This is a genomic window from Methylorubrum sp. POS3 (assembly GCF_043352485.1).
Classification (GTDB): domain Bacteria; phylum Pseudomonadota; class Alphaproteobacteria; order Rhizobiales; family Beijerinckiaceae; genus Methylobacterium; species Methylobacterium suomiense.
In genome coordinates this window covers 1321634-1337834 of sequence record NZ_JAPRBT010000001.1, presented here as the reverse complement: position 1 = coordinate 1337834, position 16201 = coordinate 1321634, and the positions used below count along the sequence as shown (strand labels likewise).

General features: G+C 69.5%; 16 protein-coding genes. 9 read left to right on the top strand and 7 right to left on the bottom strand.

The features are described from left to right. Positions 1-57 precede the first annotated feature (57 nt). Both OWC43_RS06275 and OWC43_RS06270 read left to right on the top strand, forming a co-directional pair. Positions 58-1056 (top strand): phosphatase PAP2 family protein, encoded by a 999-nt coding sequence (locus OWC43_RS06275; RefSeq protein WP_393956080.1) that lies wholly within the window; start codon positions 58-60, stop codon positions 1054-1056. A gap of 175 nt (positions 1057-1231) precedes the next feature. Then, positions 1232-2257: a hypothetical protein gene (locus OWC43_RS06270; protein WP_393956078.1), complete on the top strand. Its 1026-nt coding sequence runs from the start codon at positions 1232-1234 to the stop codon at positions 2255-2257. Here the strand turns inward: OWC43_RS06270 and OWC43_RS06265 are convergent. Further along, positions 2184-3071, bottom strand: a complete 888-nt coding sequence (locus OWC43_RS06265) for a YihY/virulence factor BrkB family protein (protein WP_393956077.1) — start codon at positions 3069-3071, stop codon at positions 2184-2186. The genes OWC43_RS06270 and OWC43_RS06265 overlap by 74 nt on opposite strands. 372 nt (positions 3072-3443) lie before the next feature. Between OWC43_RS06265 and OWC43_RS06260 the strand changes: the two genes are divergently transcribed. Continuing rightward, positions 3444-4319 (top strand): DMT family transporter, encoded by an 876-nt coding sequence (locus OWC43_RS06260; protein WP_393956076.1) that lies wholly within the window; start codon positions 3444-3446, stop codon positions 4317-4319. Positions 4320-4442: 123 nt separating this feature from the next. Then, positions 4443-6134, top strand: coding sequence for an acyl-CoA dehydrogenase family protein (locus tag OWC43_RS06255; RefSeq protein ID WP_393956075.1), 1692 nt, complete (start codon positions 4443-4445; stop codon positions 6132-6134). Positions 6135-6210: 76 nt separating this feature from the next. Here the strand turns inward: OWC43_RS06255 and OWC43_RS06250 are convergent, their stop codons facing one another. Together OWC43_RS06250 and OWC43_RS06245 are read right to left on the bottom strand one after the other, a co-directional pair. Then, a complete protein-coding gene (locus tag OWC43_RS06250; protein WP_393956074.1) occupies positions 6211-6843 on the bottom strand; it encodes a hypothetical protein in 633 nt (210 codons plus the stop codon). 255 nt (positions 6844-7098) lie between these two features. Next, positions 7099-8217, bottom strand: coding sequence for an NADH:flavin oxidoreductase/NADH oxidase (locus OWC43_RS06245; RefSeq protein ID WP_393956073.1), 1119 nt, complete (start codon positions 8215-8217; stop codon positions 7099-7101). Between the two features lie 137 nt (positions 8218-8354). On the opposite strand from OWC43_RS06245, the gene OWC43_RS06240 reads away from it, so the two are divergent. From OWC43_RS06240 to OWC43_RS06220, 5 genes are all read left to right on the top strand, one after another. After that, positions 8355-9347: a glutathione S-transferase family protein gene (locus OWC43_RS06240; RefSeq protein WP_393956072.1), complete on the top strand. Its 993-nt coding sequence runs from the start codon at positions 8355-8357 to the stop codon at positions 9345-9347. A gap of 84 nt (positions 9348-9431) precedes the next feature. Continuing rightward, positions 9432-9941: a hypothetical protein gene (locus tag OWC43_RS06235; RefSeq protein ID WP_393956071.1), complete on the top strand. Its 510-nt coding sequence runs from the start codon at positions 9432-9434 to the stop codon at positions 9939-9941. 111 nt (positions 9942-10052) lie between these two features. Then, positions 10053-10964 (top strand): co-chaperone YbbN, encoded by a 912-nt coding sequence (locus OWC43_RS06230; RefSeq protein ID WP_137831562.1) that lies wholly within the window; start codon positions 10053-10055, stop codon positions 10962-10964. A gap of 37 nt (positions 10965-11001) precedes the next feature. Further along, positions 11002-11673: an LON peptidase substrate-binding domain-containing protein gene (locus OWC43_RS06225; RefSeq protein WP_393956070.1), complete on the top strand. Its 672-nt coding sequence runs from the start codon at positions 11002-11004 to the stop codon at positions 11671-11673. A 75-nt stretch (positions 11674-11748) separates the two neighbouring features. Then, positions 11749-11955, top strand: coding sequence for a Trm112 family protein (locus OWC43_RS06220; RefSeq protein WP_091943211.1), 207 nt, complete (start codon positions 11749-11751; stop codon positions 11953-11955). A 140-nt stretch (positions 11956-12095) separates the two neighbouring features. Here the strand turns inward: OWC43_RS06220 and OWC43_RS06215 are convergent, their stop codons facing one another. The 4 genes from OWC43_RS06215 to OWC43_RS06200 all read right to left on the bottom strand — a co-directional run bounded on the left by OWC43_RS06215 (position 12096) and on the right by OWC43_RS06200 (position 16127). Beyond that, positions 12096-13085: a TIM44-like domain-containing protein gene (locus tag OWC43_RS06215; protein WP_137831560.1), complete on the bottom strand. Its 990-nt coding sequence runs from the start codon at positions 13083-13085 to the stop codon at positions 12096-12098. A 109-nt stretch (positions 13086-13194) separates the two neighbouring features. Next, on the bottom strand, positions 13195-14283 hold the full coding sequence (locus tag OWC43_RS06210; protein WP_393956069.1) for a nitrogen regulation protein NR(II): 1089 nt from the start codon (positions 14281-14283) through the stop codon (positions 13195-13197). A 112-nt stretch (positions 14284-14395) separates the two neighbouring features. Further along, positions 14396-15085, bottom strand: a complete 690-nt coding sequence (locus OWC43_RS06205) for a transglutaminase-like cysteine peptidase (RefSeq protein ID WP_137831558.1) — start codon at positions 15083-15085, stop codon at positions 14396-14398. 379 nt (positions 15086-15464) lie between these two features. Beyond that, entirely contained in the window at positions 15465-16127 is a 663-nt protein-coding gene (locus OWC43_RS06200; protein WP_393956068.1) for a transglutaminase-like cysteine peptidase, read from the bottom strand. Positions 16128-16201 lie beyond the last annotated feature (74 nt).

Here is a 16201-nt window from a genome sequence, read left to right as displayed (position 1 = left end):
AGCTTGACGGGCGCGGGCGAGTTTGCCCCGGCGGGTTCGATGAGGAGCGAAGGGCGGATGCTGCTGGACGAGAACTGCGCCGCCGGTGTGCAGACCCTGCGCGGAGAGGGACCCGCGAGCCCTCGTGGGATGGTGAGGCCGCACCGGACAGACCGCGCGGTCGGCTTCCATCCTCGCCTCACGGCCGGCATCGCCGCCCCGGGTCGCGCCTACTGGGGCTTCGCCGCCGCGATCGGTGCCCTCGACGGGATCGGGCTGGCCTGGGCGGGGATTGTCGTCGAGCCCACCGGTTTCCTCGCGGCCTTCGGGGCGATCCTGCTGCTGCTCGGGGCTGCCTTGCTGTGCAGCCTCATCCGTGAGCCGAAGCTGCGGGCGATGGCCCTCGCGAGCGCCTACCTCCTCGCCGTCACCACGGCACTGGCGGTCCTCCACATCCTTGCCGCCCTTCCGGCCCTGCCGCTCGCCGACGATGCCCTGGCAAGTATCGAACGGGCCCTCGGCTTCGACGGCCCGGCCTACCTCGCCTTCCTGGCGGAGCATCCGGATCTGACCCGGCTCCTGGCGCTCGCCTATCATTCGAGCGGGCCGCAAATCGGGCTCGTCGTGATTGTTCTGAGCGCCTGCGGGCGCACGACGCGGCTCTGGACCTTCGCCCGCCTGTTCACCCTGACGCTCTCCGCCTGCATCCTCGTCTCGGCCTTCGTTCCGGCGGCCGGCACCTATGCGGCGGCGGCGGTCGAGGCCCGGCCTACGGGCGAGATGGAAACGGTCGGCGCGCTCTGGCATCTCGAGGCCCTGCGGGCCCTGCGCGAAGGCCATTTCCACAGTCTCGCTTTGTCGAAGATCCGCGGTCTCGTCACCTTCCCGTCGTTCCACGCGAGCCTCGCCGTCCTCACCGGATGGGCACTCATGCCGCTGCCGGTGATCGGACCGCTCGCCCTGCTCCTCAACGCCGCGATCATCGTCGCTGCCATCGGCGCGGGAGGGCATTATCTGCCCGACGTGATGGCGGGCGCGGGCCTCGCCTTCGCCTTCGTGGCCTCGCGCTCCCGCTAGGATGCTGCCGACGGACCGGCCACTTTTCCCGCGGTCGGTGTCGAACCCGTACGGTGGCGCGCGCTGCGTCGGGACCGGAGAGGACCGGTGGGGGGGACGCGGATTGTCCGCCGGCCCCGGCACCCGTTAAAGCGGGGTCCATGACAAGCGGGCTGCCTGCTCCCGGACGATGCCGATGACGCCCGTCCCCGACCCGTCCGCCGATCGTTCCCCCGACGTGCACGAGGGCAGCGACGGTTGGCTGTTCCTGACCGGCGGCACGAACCGCGTGATCGATCAATATCGGCGGCCGGGCCTCTCCCGCCGCCTGCTCTGGCGCTGGCGTCGACTTCTAGCGCACCGGGTGAGGGCCTGCGCCCGGCTCGGTGCCACCTATATTCACGTCGTCGCCCCCGAGAAGCTGACGGTCTACGGCGATCATGCGACGGGCTTGGCCTTCGATCCCGCCTCTGCACCGGTGCGGCGGCTAGCCCGCTGGCTGACGGCATCCCCGGGCGCCCGCGCCTTCGTCGACCTTGACGAGGCCTTCCGCGCGGCGCGGAACGGGCCGCCCCTCTATCTGCGCACCGACTCGCACTGGACGGTCCGGGGCAGCGAGATCGCCTATCGGGCGATCCTGTCCCGCATGGGCGTGACCCCGCGCGACGATCTCGAAGCCCGACGCACGGGTGGGACCGTTCCGTTCTCCGGCGATCTCGGACGCAAATGCGCGCCGATCCGGTTCGAGCAGGCCCCCGTCACCACCTTCGCGACGGGCGCTCGACGCATCCTGGCCAACGACCTGCTCACGGAGCTGGAGGCGCAGGGGCGCGGCATCGAGGCCCATCTCGGGGCGCATGCGGTGTTCCGCAACGACGATCCGAAGGCGGACCCGCGCCGCTTGGTCATCTTCGGCGATTCATTCTGCCAGCATACCAGCTACAGTCCCGTGGCGACGCTGACCGCGTTGATGGCCGACCGCTTCCGCGAGGTCCATTTCCTGTGGTCGACCAGCATCGACTGGCACTATCTCGACGCGGTGCGCCCGGATTTCGTTCTCGGCGAGATCGCCGAACGCTTCACGATCGATCTGCCACCCCGGGGCTTCCCGATCGAACGCCTGGCGGAACTCGCCCGCGCGCGGAAATTCACGGACGCGACGCCGCTTCCGCCTGACGCGCCCGCATCCGCGCCTGAAGCCGTTGGCGCCGCGCCGCGATGACCGTGCCGTTCACCTCGCCGCCGAACAGGAACATCGCGGCGAGCCAGTAGAGGAACACGAGGAACACCATCGCGGTGGCCAACCCCCCGTAGGTCGAGGCGTAGGCGTTCGAGAAGCGATCGAGGTAGAAGCCGAAGCCGAGGCCGGCGAGGAACCACAGCACCAGCGTCACGCCGATGCCGGGCAGCACCGCCAGCAGAGGGCGGCGCCCGGCGGCGACGAATTTGTGGGCGATCACCAGAACCAGCGCGATCAGGAACGCCGTCACCCCGATCCGCCCGATCGCCACCGTGAGCCCGAGCGGTTCCAGGCCCGGCGCCACGAACACGACCTGCCGCCAGAGCAGCGGCCCCAGCACCACCAGCAGGGCGAAGGCCAGCATCGCGAAGGCGCCGCACACGACGTAGCCGATCGATTCGAGGCGCGTCAGCCACCAGGGCCGCATCTCGCGCAACCCGTAGGCGCGATTGAGCCCGACCCGAAGGGATTCGACCCCGGAGGATGAGAAGTAGAGCGCCAGCACCGCACCCAGCGTCAGCACGCCGCCGCGCTGCTCGGTGAGGATGCGATGCACCTCGCCGACGATGGGCTTGGCGACCTCGCGCGGCACGGCGTCGAAGATCAGTGTCCCGGCCTCGTCGGCGAGCGACTTGGTGCCGAACAGGCCGGCGAGGGCCGCGAGCAGGATCAGGAACGGAAACAGCGACGTCAGCATCGACAGCGCGATGTGGCTCGCGATCGCCCAGCCGTCATGGGCGACGAAGCGCTGCGCGGCGAGGCTCGCCACGTCGAGGAACTTTCTGGGACGGCTCAAGGGAGGGGCGGATTCTGCGGTGGACGACGAGGCCTCTCATACGGGCATTCGGGCGGGCCGCGTCAATCGCAGCGGGCGCCGGGGTGGCGGGATGGGAACCGAAACAGCCGGGGCTCGTCCTCACGATGCGTTGTGCACGCCTCGCGACGGCCATTCCGGGGGCCTTGCACGGCCTCCTGAAGACCGTCGAACGGGCGCGACGCCTTCCCGGTGCCGCAGCGAGGAATGGCAACCGGGCTCCGCTGCCCGGCCCGGAAAAGAACGGCTCGTGGGATCGTGAGAGGTGTGCCGAACCGGGCGTCGCGCCGGTATGGCAGCCCGGACGGCCGGATGGTTGCCTTCCCCGGCCGCCTATGATGCGTGGCCTTCGCCATGCCCCCGTTTCTCACCGGGTTGATCCCGGCCGCCTTCGTCCTGATCTGGGCCTCGGGCTTCGTCGCCGCGCGCTACGTCGCGCCGCTCTCGGAGCCGCTGGTGTTCGTGGCGGCGCGCCTTTCCCTCGTCGCCCTCGTGCTGACCGGCATCGCGCTGGCGCTGCGGGCCCGATGGCCGAGGGACGGGCGCGGATGGCGCGACGGGCTGGTGGCGGGGGTACTGATGCAGGGCATCTACGTCGCCGGGGTGTTCTGGTCGGTCAAGCACGGGTTGCCCTCAGGCATCGCGGCGCTCGTCGGCAGCCTGCAGCCGCTCCTGACCGCCGCCGCCTCCGAGCCGTTGCTCGGCGAGCGGGTCGGCCCAAGGCGCTGGGCGGGGATCGGGCTGGGCTTCCTCGGAGCCGGTCTGGTGCTGGCGCCGAAGCTCGGCGCCCTCGACCCCGCCGGCATCCCGCCGGTGGCGCTCGCTGTCTGCCTCGCCGCGATGCTCGCCATGACGGCGGGCACCCTGTGGCAGAAGCGCAAGGCGGCCAAGGCCGACCTCGTCACCAATGCGGCGATCCAGTTCATCGGCGGGGCCGCGTTTGCCGTGCCGCTGGCGCTCGCCGCCGGAGAGGCCTGGCCCGAGCTGAGCCTGCCCCTCGGCCTCGGCATGGCTTGGTCCGTGCTCGTCAACTCGGTCGCCGGCATCCTGCTGCTGATGGCGCTGATCCGGCGCGGCGCGGTGGCGGGCGTCGCGTCGCTGTTCTTCCTCGTGCCGCCGGTCTCGGCGGCCATCGCCTATCTGATGTTCGGTGAGACCCTGACCCTGGTCCAGATCGCCGGCATGGCGGTCGCTGCCGCAGGTGTCGCCGTAGCGAGCCGAAGCCGATGAACTGGATGATGAATTCAGTCCGGTTTCATCCAAAGGTATAGGCTGCGGCAAAGAAAATCGACTACTGCGCGGGCAATCCTGCCTATAATGAACCTAACCCGATCATTGCACAGGGAATGAGACATGGCCGCTTCTCCCGCCATTCAGCCCGCCAACGACCCGCAGGATTTCGTATCCCTCGCTCAGCAGGCCGCCGAAGGCGCCAAGGCCCTCGTCGCCGAGGCGACGCAGCGCGTGAAGGCGCGCGTGGCCGGGCCTGAGGGCAAGCTCGACGCGGGCAAGCTGGAGCGCGAGCAGCACGCCGCGCACGGCCTCGCCTGGTTGACGACCTACGGTGAAGCGGTGCGCGAGCTCGCCGACTACGCCGCCCGCCTCCAGGGCGAGGGCCAGTTCGGCGAGACCGAGGCCCTGCTCGTGAAGATCGGCATGGGCGAGTATCTCGACCAGATGTTCTTCGGTATCCCGATGAGCCAGGGCGAGATGGTGCGCCCGACGAGCTCGCTCGGATTCACCGCCTCGGAACTCGCCGGCTTCCGCAACGCCGCCATCGAGACGATCACGGCCGAGGGCAACACCGCGGAGAACCGCGCGGCCCTCGTCGCCAAGATCCGCGAGGCGACCCGTTCGGGCGCCGCGACGATCGGTGCCTCCGGCCTCGACGAGGACATGGAGGCGATCCGCTCCGAGATGCGCCGCTTCGGCAAGGCCGAGGTCGTGGATCAGGCCCACGAATGGCACCTGAAGAACGACTACATCCCGATGGAGATCGTGGCGAAGATGGCCGAACTCGGCGTCTTCGGCCTCACCATCCCGGAGGAATACGGCGGCATGGGCATGCCGAAGGCCGCCATGTGCGTGGTCTCGGAGGAGCTGTCGCGCGCCTATATCGGCGTCGGCTCGCTCGGCACCCGTTCGGAGATCGCCGCCGAGCTGATCCTGTGCGGCGGCACCGAGGAGCAGAAGCAGCGCTTCCTGCCGGGCATCGCCTCCGGCGACATCCTGCCCACCGCCGTCTTCACCGAGCCGAATACCGGCTCCGACCTCGCCTCCCTCCGCACCAAGGCGGTGAAGGACGGCGACGTGTGGAAGATCTCGGGCAACAAGACCTGGATCACGCACCCCGTGCGCGCCGACATCATGACGGTGCTGGTCCGCACCAAGCCGGAGGAGAAGGGCCATCGCGGCCTCTCCATGCTCATCGCCGAGAAGCCGCGCGGCACCGACGAGGAGCCCTTCCCGGTCCAGGGTCTCACCGGCGGCGAGATCGAGGTGCTCGGCTACCGCGGCATGAAGGAGTACGAACTCTCCTTCGAGAATTTCGAGGTGCCCGGCGGCAATCTACTCGGTGAAGTCGAGGGCAAGGGTTTTGCCCAGCTGATGCAGACCTTCGAGTCGGCCCGCATCCAGACCGCCGCCCGCGCCATCGGCGTCGCCCAGTCGGCCCTCGATATCGGCCTGCGCTACGCCGAGGAACGCGTCCAGTTCGGCAAGGCGCTGGTCGAGTTCCCGCGGGTCGCCGACAAGATCGCCATGATGGCGGTGGAGATCAACATCGCCCGCCAGCTCACTTACTTCTCGGCCCGCGAGAAGGACGAGGGCAAGCGCTGCGATCTCGAGGCCGGCATGGCGAAGCTCCTGGGCGCCCGCGTCGCCTGGGCGGCGGCGGACAACGCCCTGCAGATCCACGGCGGCAACGGCTTCGCGCTGGAGTACCAGATCAGCCGCGTGCTGTGCGACGCCCGCATCCTCTCGATCTTCGAGGGCGCGGCCGAGATCCAGGCCCAGGTCATCGCCCGTCGCCTGCTCGAGCAGTAAGCCTCTGTTTCTCTAAAGTGAAAGGCCCCGCCCGGACTGTCCGGGCGGGGCCTTTCTCATGTCGTGTGCGAGGCCGTCACAGCCCTGGGAAGCGGCCGAGATCCAGGCGCCCCGCCTCCGCGCTGCCGAGCCGAGCGAACTGACGCTCGATCGAGTCGGCATAGCCCGCAAGGGTGCGGTGCCAGCCTTGGGCCTGCGCCTCCAGGCCTGAGAAATTGCCGTTGCTGCCGAGGCTCTCACCGCGCGCGGTGGCGCGGGGTGTGGCCCGTACCGTCCGGTCGAGACCGGCGACCCGAGCCGAGGCTCGGCGTTCGGCAAGGCGTTCGGCCCTCGCCGGCCGCTCGCGCGGGGTCGCGGCCGCGCCCGCTTGGCGGGGGAGGCGCGTTTCGGCCGCGGCGACGCGACGCCCGCGATCGGTCCGAGCCGGTGGCGCGGCCTCGGAGGATTTGGCGGTTTCGCGGGGCGCCGGCGCCGCGGCGGTCCGGGCGGTGCGATCTCCCTCGTCGAGCATCGCCCGGCACGCCCCGCTCAGGCGCTCGCGCTCCCGCCGCAGACAGGCGGCGATGCGGCCGGGATCGGGGATTGAGGACGCGCAGAGCCGGAACGCGTCCGGTCCGCAAGCCGCTCGCTGCGCCTCCGTCCCCTGTGCCAGGGCCGGCGGGGCGGCCAGCAGCGGCAGGAGCAGGGCGAGCTTCGGGATGGTGTTCAAGCGCGTGCCTCCGTTGCTTCGCGAACGGGGCACATCGCGTGTCACGGACGACCCCGGACGCTCGGGTCACCGCTCATCCCTCGGGCGGCGGTGTATGCGGGGAGAAGACCACAGCACCGCGTCACGAGGCAAATCACGAGCAAGGTGGAGAGGCGAGACCGATTGTCCTGAATCGGCACCGACCATCCATTTGTCGATGATCGACCCGCCCCGAAAGCATCCCGCCCCGTCACCGCCGCGGATCGGCGACCACCGTCACCGTTGGCCGTGCGCCGTGTCCTTGAACAGATCCTTGTACTCCCGTGGCTGCGAGCGCCAATACTGCTTGGGTGCGCGCACCTGCGCCCCGAGTTCGGCCGCCGCGTGCCAGGGCCAGCGGGGATCGTAGAGCATGGCGCGGGCGAGCGAGACCGCATCGGCCTTCCCCTCCGTCAGGATCGCTTCGGCCTGAGCCGCCTCCGTGATGAGGCCGACGGCGATGGTGGTCAGGCCCGTCTCCGCCTTGATCCGCTCGGCGAAGGGCACCTGATAGCCCGGCCCGAGCGGGATCTTCTGGGCCGTGGAGAGGCCGCCGGTCGAGACGTGGATCGCCGCCGCGCCCCGCGCCTTCAGGGCACGGGCGAGCTCCACCGTCTGGTCGAGATCCCAGCCCTCCTCGACCCAGTCGGTGGCCGAAACCCGCATCCAGACCGGCTTGCCGGCAGGCACCGCCGCGCGCACCGCCTCGAACACCTCGAGAGGGAAGCGCATCCGGTTCTCCAGGCTGCCGCCATAGGCGTCCTCGCGCCGGTTCGAGAGCGGCGAGAGGAACTGGTGCAGCAGGTAGCCGTGGGCGCCGTGGATCTCGAACCCCTCGATGCCGAGGCGCAGCGCCCGCTTCGCCGTGGCGACGAATCCGTCGCGCACCCGCTTCAATCCCTCCGCATCGAGGGCGTGGGGAGGAACCTCGTCCGCCGCATGGGCGAGGGCCGAGGGGGCCTCGGTGCGCCAGCCGTCGGGGGCGTCGGGGGCGATCTGCGCGCCGCCTTCCCAGGGCACGCGGCTCGACGCCTTCCGGCCGGCATGGTTGATCTGGATGGCGATGGGAATCGGCGCGTATTCGCGGATCGCGTCGAGGACCCGGGCGAGGGCCCGCTCCGTCGCCGCGTCGTAGAGGCCGAGATCGGCCGGCGAGATGCGGGCCTCCGGCGAGATGGCCGTGGCTTCCAGCGTCAGGAGGCCGGCGCCCGATTGGGCGAGTTGGCCGAGATGCGTCATGTGCCAATCGGTCGCCGCCCCGCCGCGAGCCGAGTACTGGCACATCGGCGCGATGATGATGCGGTTTTCCAGTTCGAGGTCGTCGAGGCGCAGGGGTTCGAACAGGCGGGCGGACATTGCGGGACTCCGGATCGTCTTGCCTCGGGCATTTGGGGTCTCGCACCGCTGCGGCCACCCCGCGGCCTTCCATCCGCACACGCCCCTCCCATGTTCCCGCACGGATGACGGCGTGAACGGCGGAAGGAAGTGACGCGATGGGACTGCTGGTCGACGGCGTGTGGCGGGATCAGTGGTACGACACGGCCAAGACCGGCGGACGCTTCGAGCGTTCGGCGTCCGCCTTCCGCAACTGGGTCACGGCGGATGGCCGTCCCGGCCCGTCGGGGGAGGGCGGTTTCAAGGGCGAGGCCGGGCGCTATCACCTGACCGTCTCCCTCGCCTGTCCCTGGGCCCATCGCACGCTGATCGTGCGGGCCCTCAAGGGTTTGGAGGCGGCGATCAGCGTCTCGGTCGTCTCCCCGTACATGCGCGAGGAGGGCTGGGTGTTTCAGCCCGAAGCCGCGGGCGGCGTGCCGGGAGCGACCGCGGACGACCTGTTCGGCGTCGAGCGCCTCTATGAACTCTACCAGCGGGCCAAGCCCGACTATAGCGGCCGCGTGACCGTGCCGGTTCTGTGGGACCGCGAGCGAAACACGATCGTCTCCAACGAATCCGCCGAGATCATCCGGATGCTCAACGATGCCTTCGGCGGCAGCGGGCCGGACCTCTACCCGGACGACCTCTGCAGCGCGATCGATGCGGTCAATGCCCGCGTCTACGACCGGGTCAACAACGGCGTCTACAAAGCGGGCTTCGCCACGAAGCAGGAGGCCTACGAAGAGGCGTTTCTCGCCTTGTTCGAGGAACTCGACGCCCTGGAGGAGCGGCTGGACCGGCAGCGCTACCTCTGCGGCGCGCGGCTCACCGAGGCCGATCTTCGCCTGTTCACGACGCTGGTGCGGTTCGATGCCGTCTATGTCGGTCACTTCAAGTGCAACCGGCAGCGTATCGCCGATTACCCGAACCTCTCGAATTACCTGCGCGACCTCTACGCCTTGCCCGGCATCGCCGCGACGGTGAACCTCGATCACATCAAGCGCCACTATTACGGCAGCCACCCGACCATCAATCCGACCGGGATCGTGCCGCTCGGCCCCGAACTCGACTTCACTGCGGGAAACGATCGCGCCCGGCGCTTCGGCGCTTGAAGCGGTGCGCTCCGAGAACACATAGCGCCGACAGATTCGACAAGAAGCCGTGCCATGCACGGCCGGACCGGAGGAACCGACACCATGACGATCCGTGCCGTCCCCACCCTCGTGCTGCTCGGCGCGTTCGCGACCGGGCCGGCGATCGCGCAGCAGGGGGCCGAGATCAAGATGACCGGCCAGTGCGAGCGCTTGGTGATCGCCGACAAGGACATCACGCAGAACTGCAAGGAGCAGGTCGTCAACACCGTCACGCGCGGCCGCACCACCTTCGACTTCGCGGCCTGGGACGGTCAGACGCTGAGCTTCAGCGGATCCGGCGCTCAGCATGAGGCCACCGAGGAGACCGAGCAGTTGCAGCCGGTCAGCCTCGTGGTGTCCGGATTGAAGAACAGCGACGGCATCGTGCGCAGCCCCGCTCCGGCCGTCGGCGCCTGCCGCTTCTCGAGCCCGCAGCCCGGCAAGACGCAGATCGCCTGTGAGGCGACGTCCCAGGGCAAGACCTATGCGGGCGTGTTCGTGACCGATGCCAAGACGGATTCGAAGGCCGGCGGCGACGGGACCAAGGGCGCGACCGAAGGGACCAAGCCCTGATCTGACGGCCATCCCCGCCTGCCGGAAAACCGCTGGTCAGGCCGGGGCGCCGGCCCCATGTAACGCGAGCGATCCAACGCACGCGAAACATGTTCCGACTTTGAGGGCTCCATGCTCGAAGCCAACCCCGCCGCCGGTGCACCTCCCGCCGCCGGCCTGATCAAGGACACCACCACCGCGGGGTTCCGGCAGGATGTCATTGCCGAATCGATGAACCAGCCGGTCATCGTCGATTTCTGGGCGCCCTGGTGCGGCCCGTGCAAGCAACTGACGCCGGTCCTCGAGAAGGTGGTGAATGCGGCGGGGGGGCGGGTGAAGCTCGCCAAGCTGAACATCGACGAGCATCCGGGCGTGTGGCAGCAGATCGGCCAGCAATTGGGCCTGCAATCGATTCCCGCCGTGATCGCGATCGATCGCGGGCGGCCGGTCGATGCCTTCATGGGAGCGGTGCCGGAATCCGAGGTGCGCGCCTTCGTCGATCGGCTCGCTGGACCTTCCGAGATCGATCAAGTCCTCGAAGAGGCCGCGGCGGTGGCCTCGGCCGGTGACTTGGCCTCCGCCGCCGAACTCTACGCCGCAGTTCTGCGCGAGGAGCCCGCCAACCTCACGGCGCTTGCCGGCCTCGCCAAGACTCAGCTCGAACTCGGCGAGACCGAGAATGCCCGTCAGGTCCTCGCGATGGTGCCGGCGGACAAGGCCGAGGACCCGGCCCTGGCCGGCGTGCGCGCCGCTCTCGAACTGGCCGACCAAGCGGAAAGTCTCGGCGACCTTGCCGGCCTGCAGAAGCGGATCGAGGCCGATCCGAACGATCATCAGGCTCGCTTCGACCTCGCGTTGGGGCTCAACGCTGCGGGCAAGCGCGACGAGGCGGTGGACCAACTCGTCGCCATCGCCCGGGCCGATCGCTCTTGGAACGAGGATGCGGCGCGCAAGCAGATGCTCCAGTTCTTCGAGGCCTGGGGTCTGATGGATCCGGCCGCGATCCGCGGTCGGCGCCAACTCTCGACGATCCTGTTCTCGTGATCGCGGGACGCCCCATCGGCTCGCGGGGGAGACGCGCATGACCACGCAGACGAGCATCAAGTCGCCCGCGGATTGCCCCGCCGTCATTCCGGTTTTTCCGCTTCCGGGCGCGCTGCTGCTGCCGCGGGGACAGATGCCGCTCAACATCTTCGAGCCGCGCTACCTCGCGATGATCGATGATGCGCTCCGCACGGACCGGATCATCGGCATGATCCAGCCCGACGCGGAGGGGGGCGGACCGCCGATGGCGCCGAAGCTCTACCGTGTCGGCTGTGCCGGCCGGATCAGTCAGTTCGCCGAGACCGGCGACGGGCGCTACCTGATCTCCCTGACCGGCGTCAGCCGCTTCCGGATCGAGAGCGAGCTCGCCGTCACCACCGCCTATCGCCGCTGCCACGTCTCCTACGACGCCTTCGCCGCCGATTTCGAGCCGCGAGCCGGCGAGGAAGCGGTCGACCGCGACGGAGTCCTGCGGGCCCTGCGCCGGTTCGTCGAAGCCAACGATCTTCAGGTCGATTGGTCGGGAATCGAGGAGGCGCCCAACGAAGCCCTCGTCAACGCTCTCTGCATGATGAGCCCGTTCGGCGTCCGCGAGAAGCAGGCGATGCTGGAAGCCGCCGATCTCAAGACCCGCGCCGAGGTGCTCGTCGCCGTCACCGAGATGGAGCTGGTGCGGGCGAGCGGCGGACCCGAACCGACGCTGCAATAGCGATTTCGCGTGGGCGCCCCGGCCGGTTCCGGCTATGGGGCGACGCGGAGTGTTCCCGATAACCCGGAAGAGACCATGGCCGATAGCGCTGTCCCCCCCGTCGAGGCGACCCGGGTCGATCCCCGCCTGCTCGAACTCTTGGTCTGCCCGCTGACGAAGGAGCCGCTCGAATACGACGCGGCGCGTGAGGAACTGATCAGCCGTTCGGCCAAGCTCGCCTACCCGATCCGCGACGGCATCCCGATCATGCTGCCGGAAGAAGCCCGCTCGCTCACGGACTGAACGCGGCTCTCTCGCGACACGGCTCCTCGTCCTGAAATGCCCGCCTGACGCGCTTCAGGATGAGGGATCGGGCGGGAACCAAGGCATGAAAAAGGGGCGTCCGGTTCCCACCGGACGCCCCTCTTGTTTCATCGGACAGCTCAGCGGCCCTGCTGGATCGCCGAAAGGATCCAGGGAGCGTTCGGCTCACGCAGGAACGTCCAGAACTCCTTGGCTTCCTGGGCGCCGTTCTCGACGTGGCGGTTCGTGGCACGCTCGAACACCTCGTCGCGCAGCGAGAACCGCATGGCGACGGTCGCGTACTCGACACGACCCTCGCGCCACGCCTCGGACAGGTCGCCCTGAAGCAGCTTCACGTCGGAGATGCGGTTGACTACGCCGCGGGCGGCGTTGGCACGCAACTCCTCCTCGAAGTACCCGACCATCTCCGGCGTCGCGAGGCGGCGCAGGGTGGCGACATCCTCACGCCCGTAGGCGTCCTGGATCTCGTACAGGTTGCGCTCGAACGCCTGGAAGTCGTTCGGCTGCACCTGGATCGGCTGCGGACGGGCACCGCCGGCATAGGAGCCGCCCATCGGGTTCATGCCGCCCTGCATTCCACCCGGCATGCCGCCGCCCTGCGCCGGGTTGTTCGGCTCGAGGCTGGAGCGGGCATGGGCGTTGGAATTGCCGGCCATGGCCGTCTGCGGGCCCTGCTGGCGGCGGCGGAAGAACCGCACGACGAACATGACGACGAGCGCGAGCAGACCGATCTGCAGGATCAGGCCGAGGAACGAGGCGATACCGCCCAAGCCCCCGGAGAAACCTGCGCCGAGAAGCGCGCCAAACAGGCCCGCGCCGAGCAGGCCCGCCATGAAGCCGCCGCCGAAGCGCGGCCGGTTGGGAGCGGCCATGCCGGGATTGGTCATGCCCGGGCTCGGGCTCGTCTGCGAACGCTGCATCGGCGCGCCCATCGTGCCCGGCGAGGTCGCCGTGCCCGCCGGGGGAGCATAGGTCTTGGAGCCGCGGGAGCCGAAGCTCGATCCGCCGCCGCCCGGCCGCGCCTCGACAACGGGCGCCGCCACGGCGAGCGAGGCCGCGAGCGCGAGGAGGGTCACGACGCGCTTGGTACGCGCGGGGGAGGAAGCCATCGGGTAAACCTCGGGTCACCATCATGAGAGCGGGCGGGAACTCGCCCTCTCGAAGATGGTGACGCGTGAGGCGGGTTTTTAGTCCGCTTCCAGGGTCATCCTGTCCATTTCATCCCGCTGCCGGGAAGACGAGGCGCACGGTAGCGCCCTCACCGGCGCGGCTGTCGATGGAGATGGTGCCGTTCTGCCGCTTCATCAGGCCATGGACGATGGCGAGCCCGGCCCCGCGCCCGGCCTCCCGGGTGGTGGCGAAGGGGGCGAGGGCCCGTGCCTGCATCTCCGGCGACAGACCGTGGCCGGTATCCGAGACCGTCAGCACCACCGCGCCCGCATCGGGCCGCTGCAATGTCCGGTCGCCGGGTTCGATCGCCGAGAGGCGCACGGAAACCTTGCCCTCGCCCGCCATCGCCTCACAGGCATTGGCGAGGATATGGCCGAGCGCCAATTCGACCTGACTCGGATTGCAGAGGGCCGGCGGGAGCCCGTCTGGGATCGACAGATCGAGGCTGATGCGCGGCGGGAGGCCGGGGCGCAGCCGGTCGAGGGCCGCCCGCACGGTCTCGCCGAGGTTGACCGGGCGCAGGTCCGGCGCGATGCGGCGGGAATGGGCGAGCAATTGCCGCGTCAGCACGGCGGCGCGCTCGGAGGCTTCGGTCGAGCGGGTGACCGCGCGCTGGATGAAGGGCTCCTGACGGTCGCCCAGACGGCGCTTGAGCCCGTCGATATAGCCGATCAGGATCTGAAGGAAGTTGTTGAACTCGTGGGCGACGCTGTTGGTGAGCAGCCCCAACGCTTCCCGCTGCCGCGACAGGGCGAGTGCCCCTTCCGCCTCCCGGCAACGGCTGATGTCGACGATCTGGCCGAGGAGCCGTCGTTCGCCCGCCCGTGCAACGAGATGCAGTTCGCCCCAGAACGACGCGCCGTCCCGCCGGGCAAACAGCAATTCCGCCTTGAGCGGTTCACCGGGCGCCGGATTCCCGTTCAGAGCGTCGCGCAGGATCGTCCAGCCGGAATGATCCGCGTGCCGGCATTCGAGGCATGCGAGCGGTTGGCCCACCAGATCGGTGTCCGAGAAGCCCGTCAATGCGAGCAGGGCCGGATTGACGGCGAGGATCCTCGGCTCGGCATCCCCGGTCCCGACCACCAGGGAGGGCAGCGGCAGAGCCGCCAGAAGAGCGTCCTCGGGAAGCGCGGTCATGCGGGCGTGGCTGCCGAAAGCCGGGCCGCGGGAGCCCTGGAAGCTTGATCGATAGCCGCTTTGGCCGCCCGCCGATACTCCCGACGCGGCGGGCTCGACGCCGCGCCCGTCGTCAGCGGTTGGCCGTGGTGACCGGCGAGGCGCCGTTGTTGAGGGTCACCCACGCCTTGCCGTCCTGGCCCTCGCGCTTGACGAAGCTGTAGCCGGTGCGCTGCCAGGGCAGCACCGCATTGGTCTTGTTGTCGAGGATCAGATCGCCCCGGTCGGTGCGCACCATCAGCACCGCGTGGCCCTCGCCGATCTCATCGATCACCACCGTCATGCGCAGGGCTCGCCGCGGCAGCCGCCGCTCGATCAGCAGGCGCCGCTTGAGGAGCTGGATATCCTCGCAATCGCCGAAACCGTCGTCGGGGAAGTCCCAGCGATCGACGACGCCCCAATGGGCCGCGTCGGTGATCGGCTTGATGCGGGCATTGACCCGCCGGTTCACGCTGGCCAACGTCTGCCACAGGGCGGGCGTCAGGGCGATGACGGCTGGTTCCGAGGTGTCGACCGCGCATTCGGCCGGATAGCGGGCGCAGAAATCGTTCCAGGCGGCGACGGGACGGGCGGGTGCGCCCTGCTCGGCGGCGGTGCCGGTCTCGGGCAGGGACGCCACCGTCTGGGCTTGGGTGGTCGCTCCACCGAGGAGCAGGATCGCCCCGACGAACGACAGCTGGGCCGCCCGGCGCAGGCGCTGGCCCACCACCCCGCGGGAGAACGCCGATCCGTCGCCGACGCCCCGAAGCACCGCGTACCGCATGGCCGAACGTCCTGCCGCCCTCGTTTCACGGTAAAGCTTGCACGAGCCCGCGCCCGGCTCAATACGAAAGTGAAGAAAGGGTGACACAGGCCGCCCGCTTTCCCGTGCCGGAACAGGACATCTTCGCTCGGGCTGGCAATCGCGCCACACCGGAGCCGCCTGGATCCCGCGCGATACGATCCTCTTGCTTGCCTCTCGCCCTCGGGCATCGGCGGCCTGTCGCTGCGGACGGCGATCTTCGCTCGGAACGACGCCGGGTTCTGTCCGATATCGGTGTTCGCCGGGTCGACAGTGCGCCTCGAGCCTGCCGGCTCACCGGCACGGAGATGACGGTGGATGAGGGTCGCCCCGCCTGACCGGCACGTCGCCGGGCGGAACCTCACCGGTTGGCGGTGGTGACCGGCGAACTCGCGCCGCCCAGGGAGACCCAAGCGAGGCTGTCCTGGCCCTCGCGCTTGATGAAGACGTAGCCGGTCTCGTGCCAGGCGGTGATCGCGCTGGTCTTGTTGTCGAGCACGTAGTCGCCGCGGTCGGTGATGAGGGTGAGCACGGCGTGGCCCTCGCCCTTCTCGTCGATCACGACCGTCATCCGCATGGCGCGCCGCGGCAGGCCCGCCTCGGCGAGGAGGCGACGCTTCAGCAGCTGGAAATCCTCGCAATCGCCCGAACCGTCTTCGGCGAGATCCCAGCGGTCGGGGCGACCCCAATGCTCCTGATCGGTGACCGGACGGATCTGGCGGTTCACGCGCCGGTTCACGGAGACGATGGTGGCCCAGACCGCCGGGGTGAGGGTGATGCGGGCGGGCTCGGCGCGATTGAAGGCGCATTCGGCCGCATAATTCTGGCAGAACTCGGCCCAGGCCACGATCGGCCGGGCTTCCGCGCCGGGGGTGAGACCGATGCTGGCATTGGGAAGGGACGTCGGGAGCGCCGCCAGCGTCTGCGCCTGGGCGGTACCGAGAAGACCGGCGCCGATGGCGAGGGCGGCGAACAAAGCCGCTTTCAGTCCGGCCTTGAAGTATCCCATGTCGGCGTTGCGCATCGCGGCTGTCCTTCGAACACAGCCAGGATGTCGCCGCACCCCCTCCGCCGCGCTGAAGCCGATGCGCGCAATTT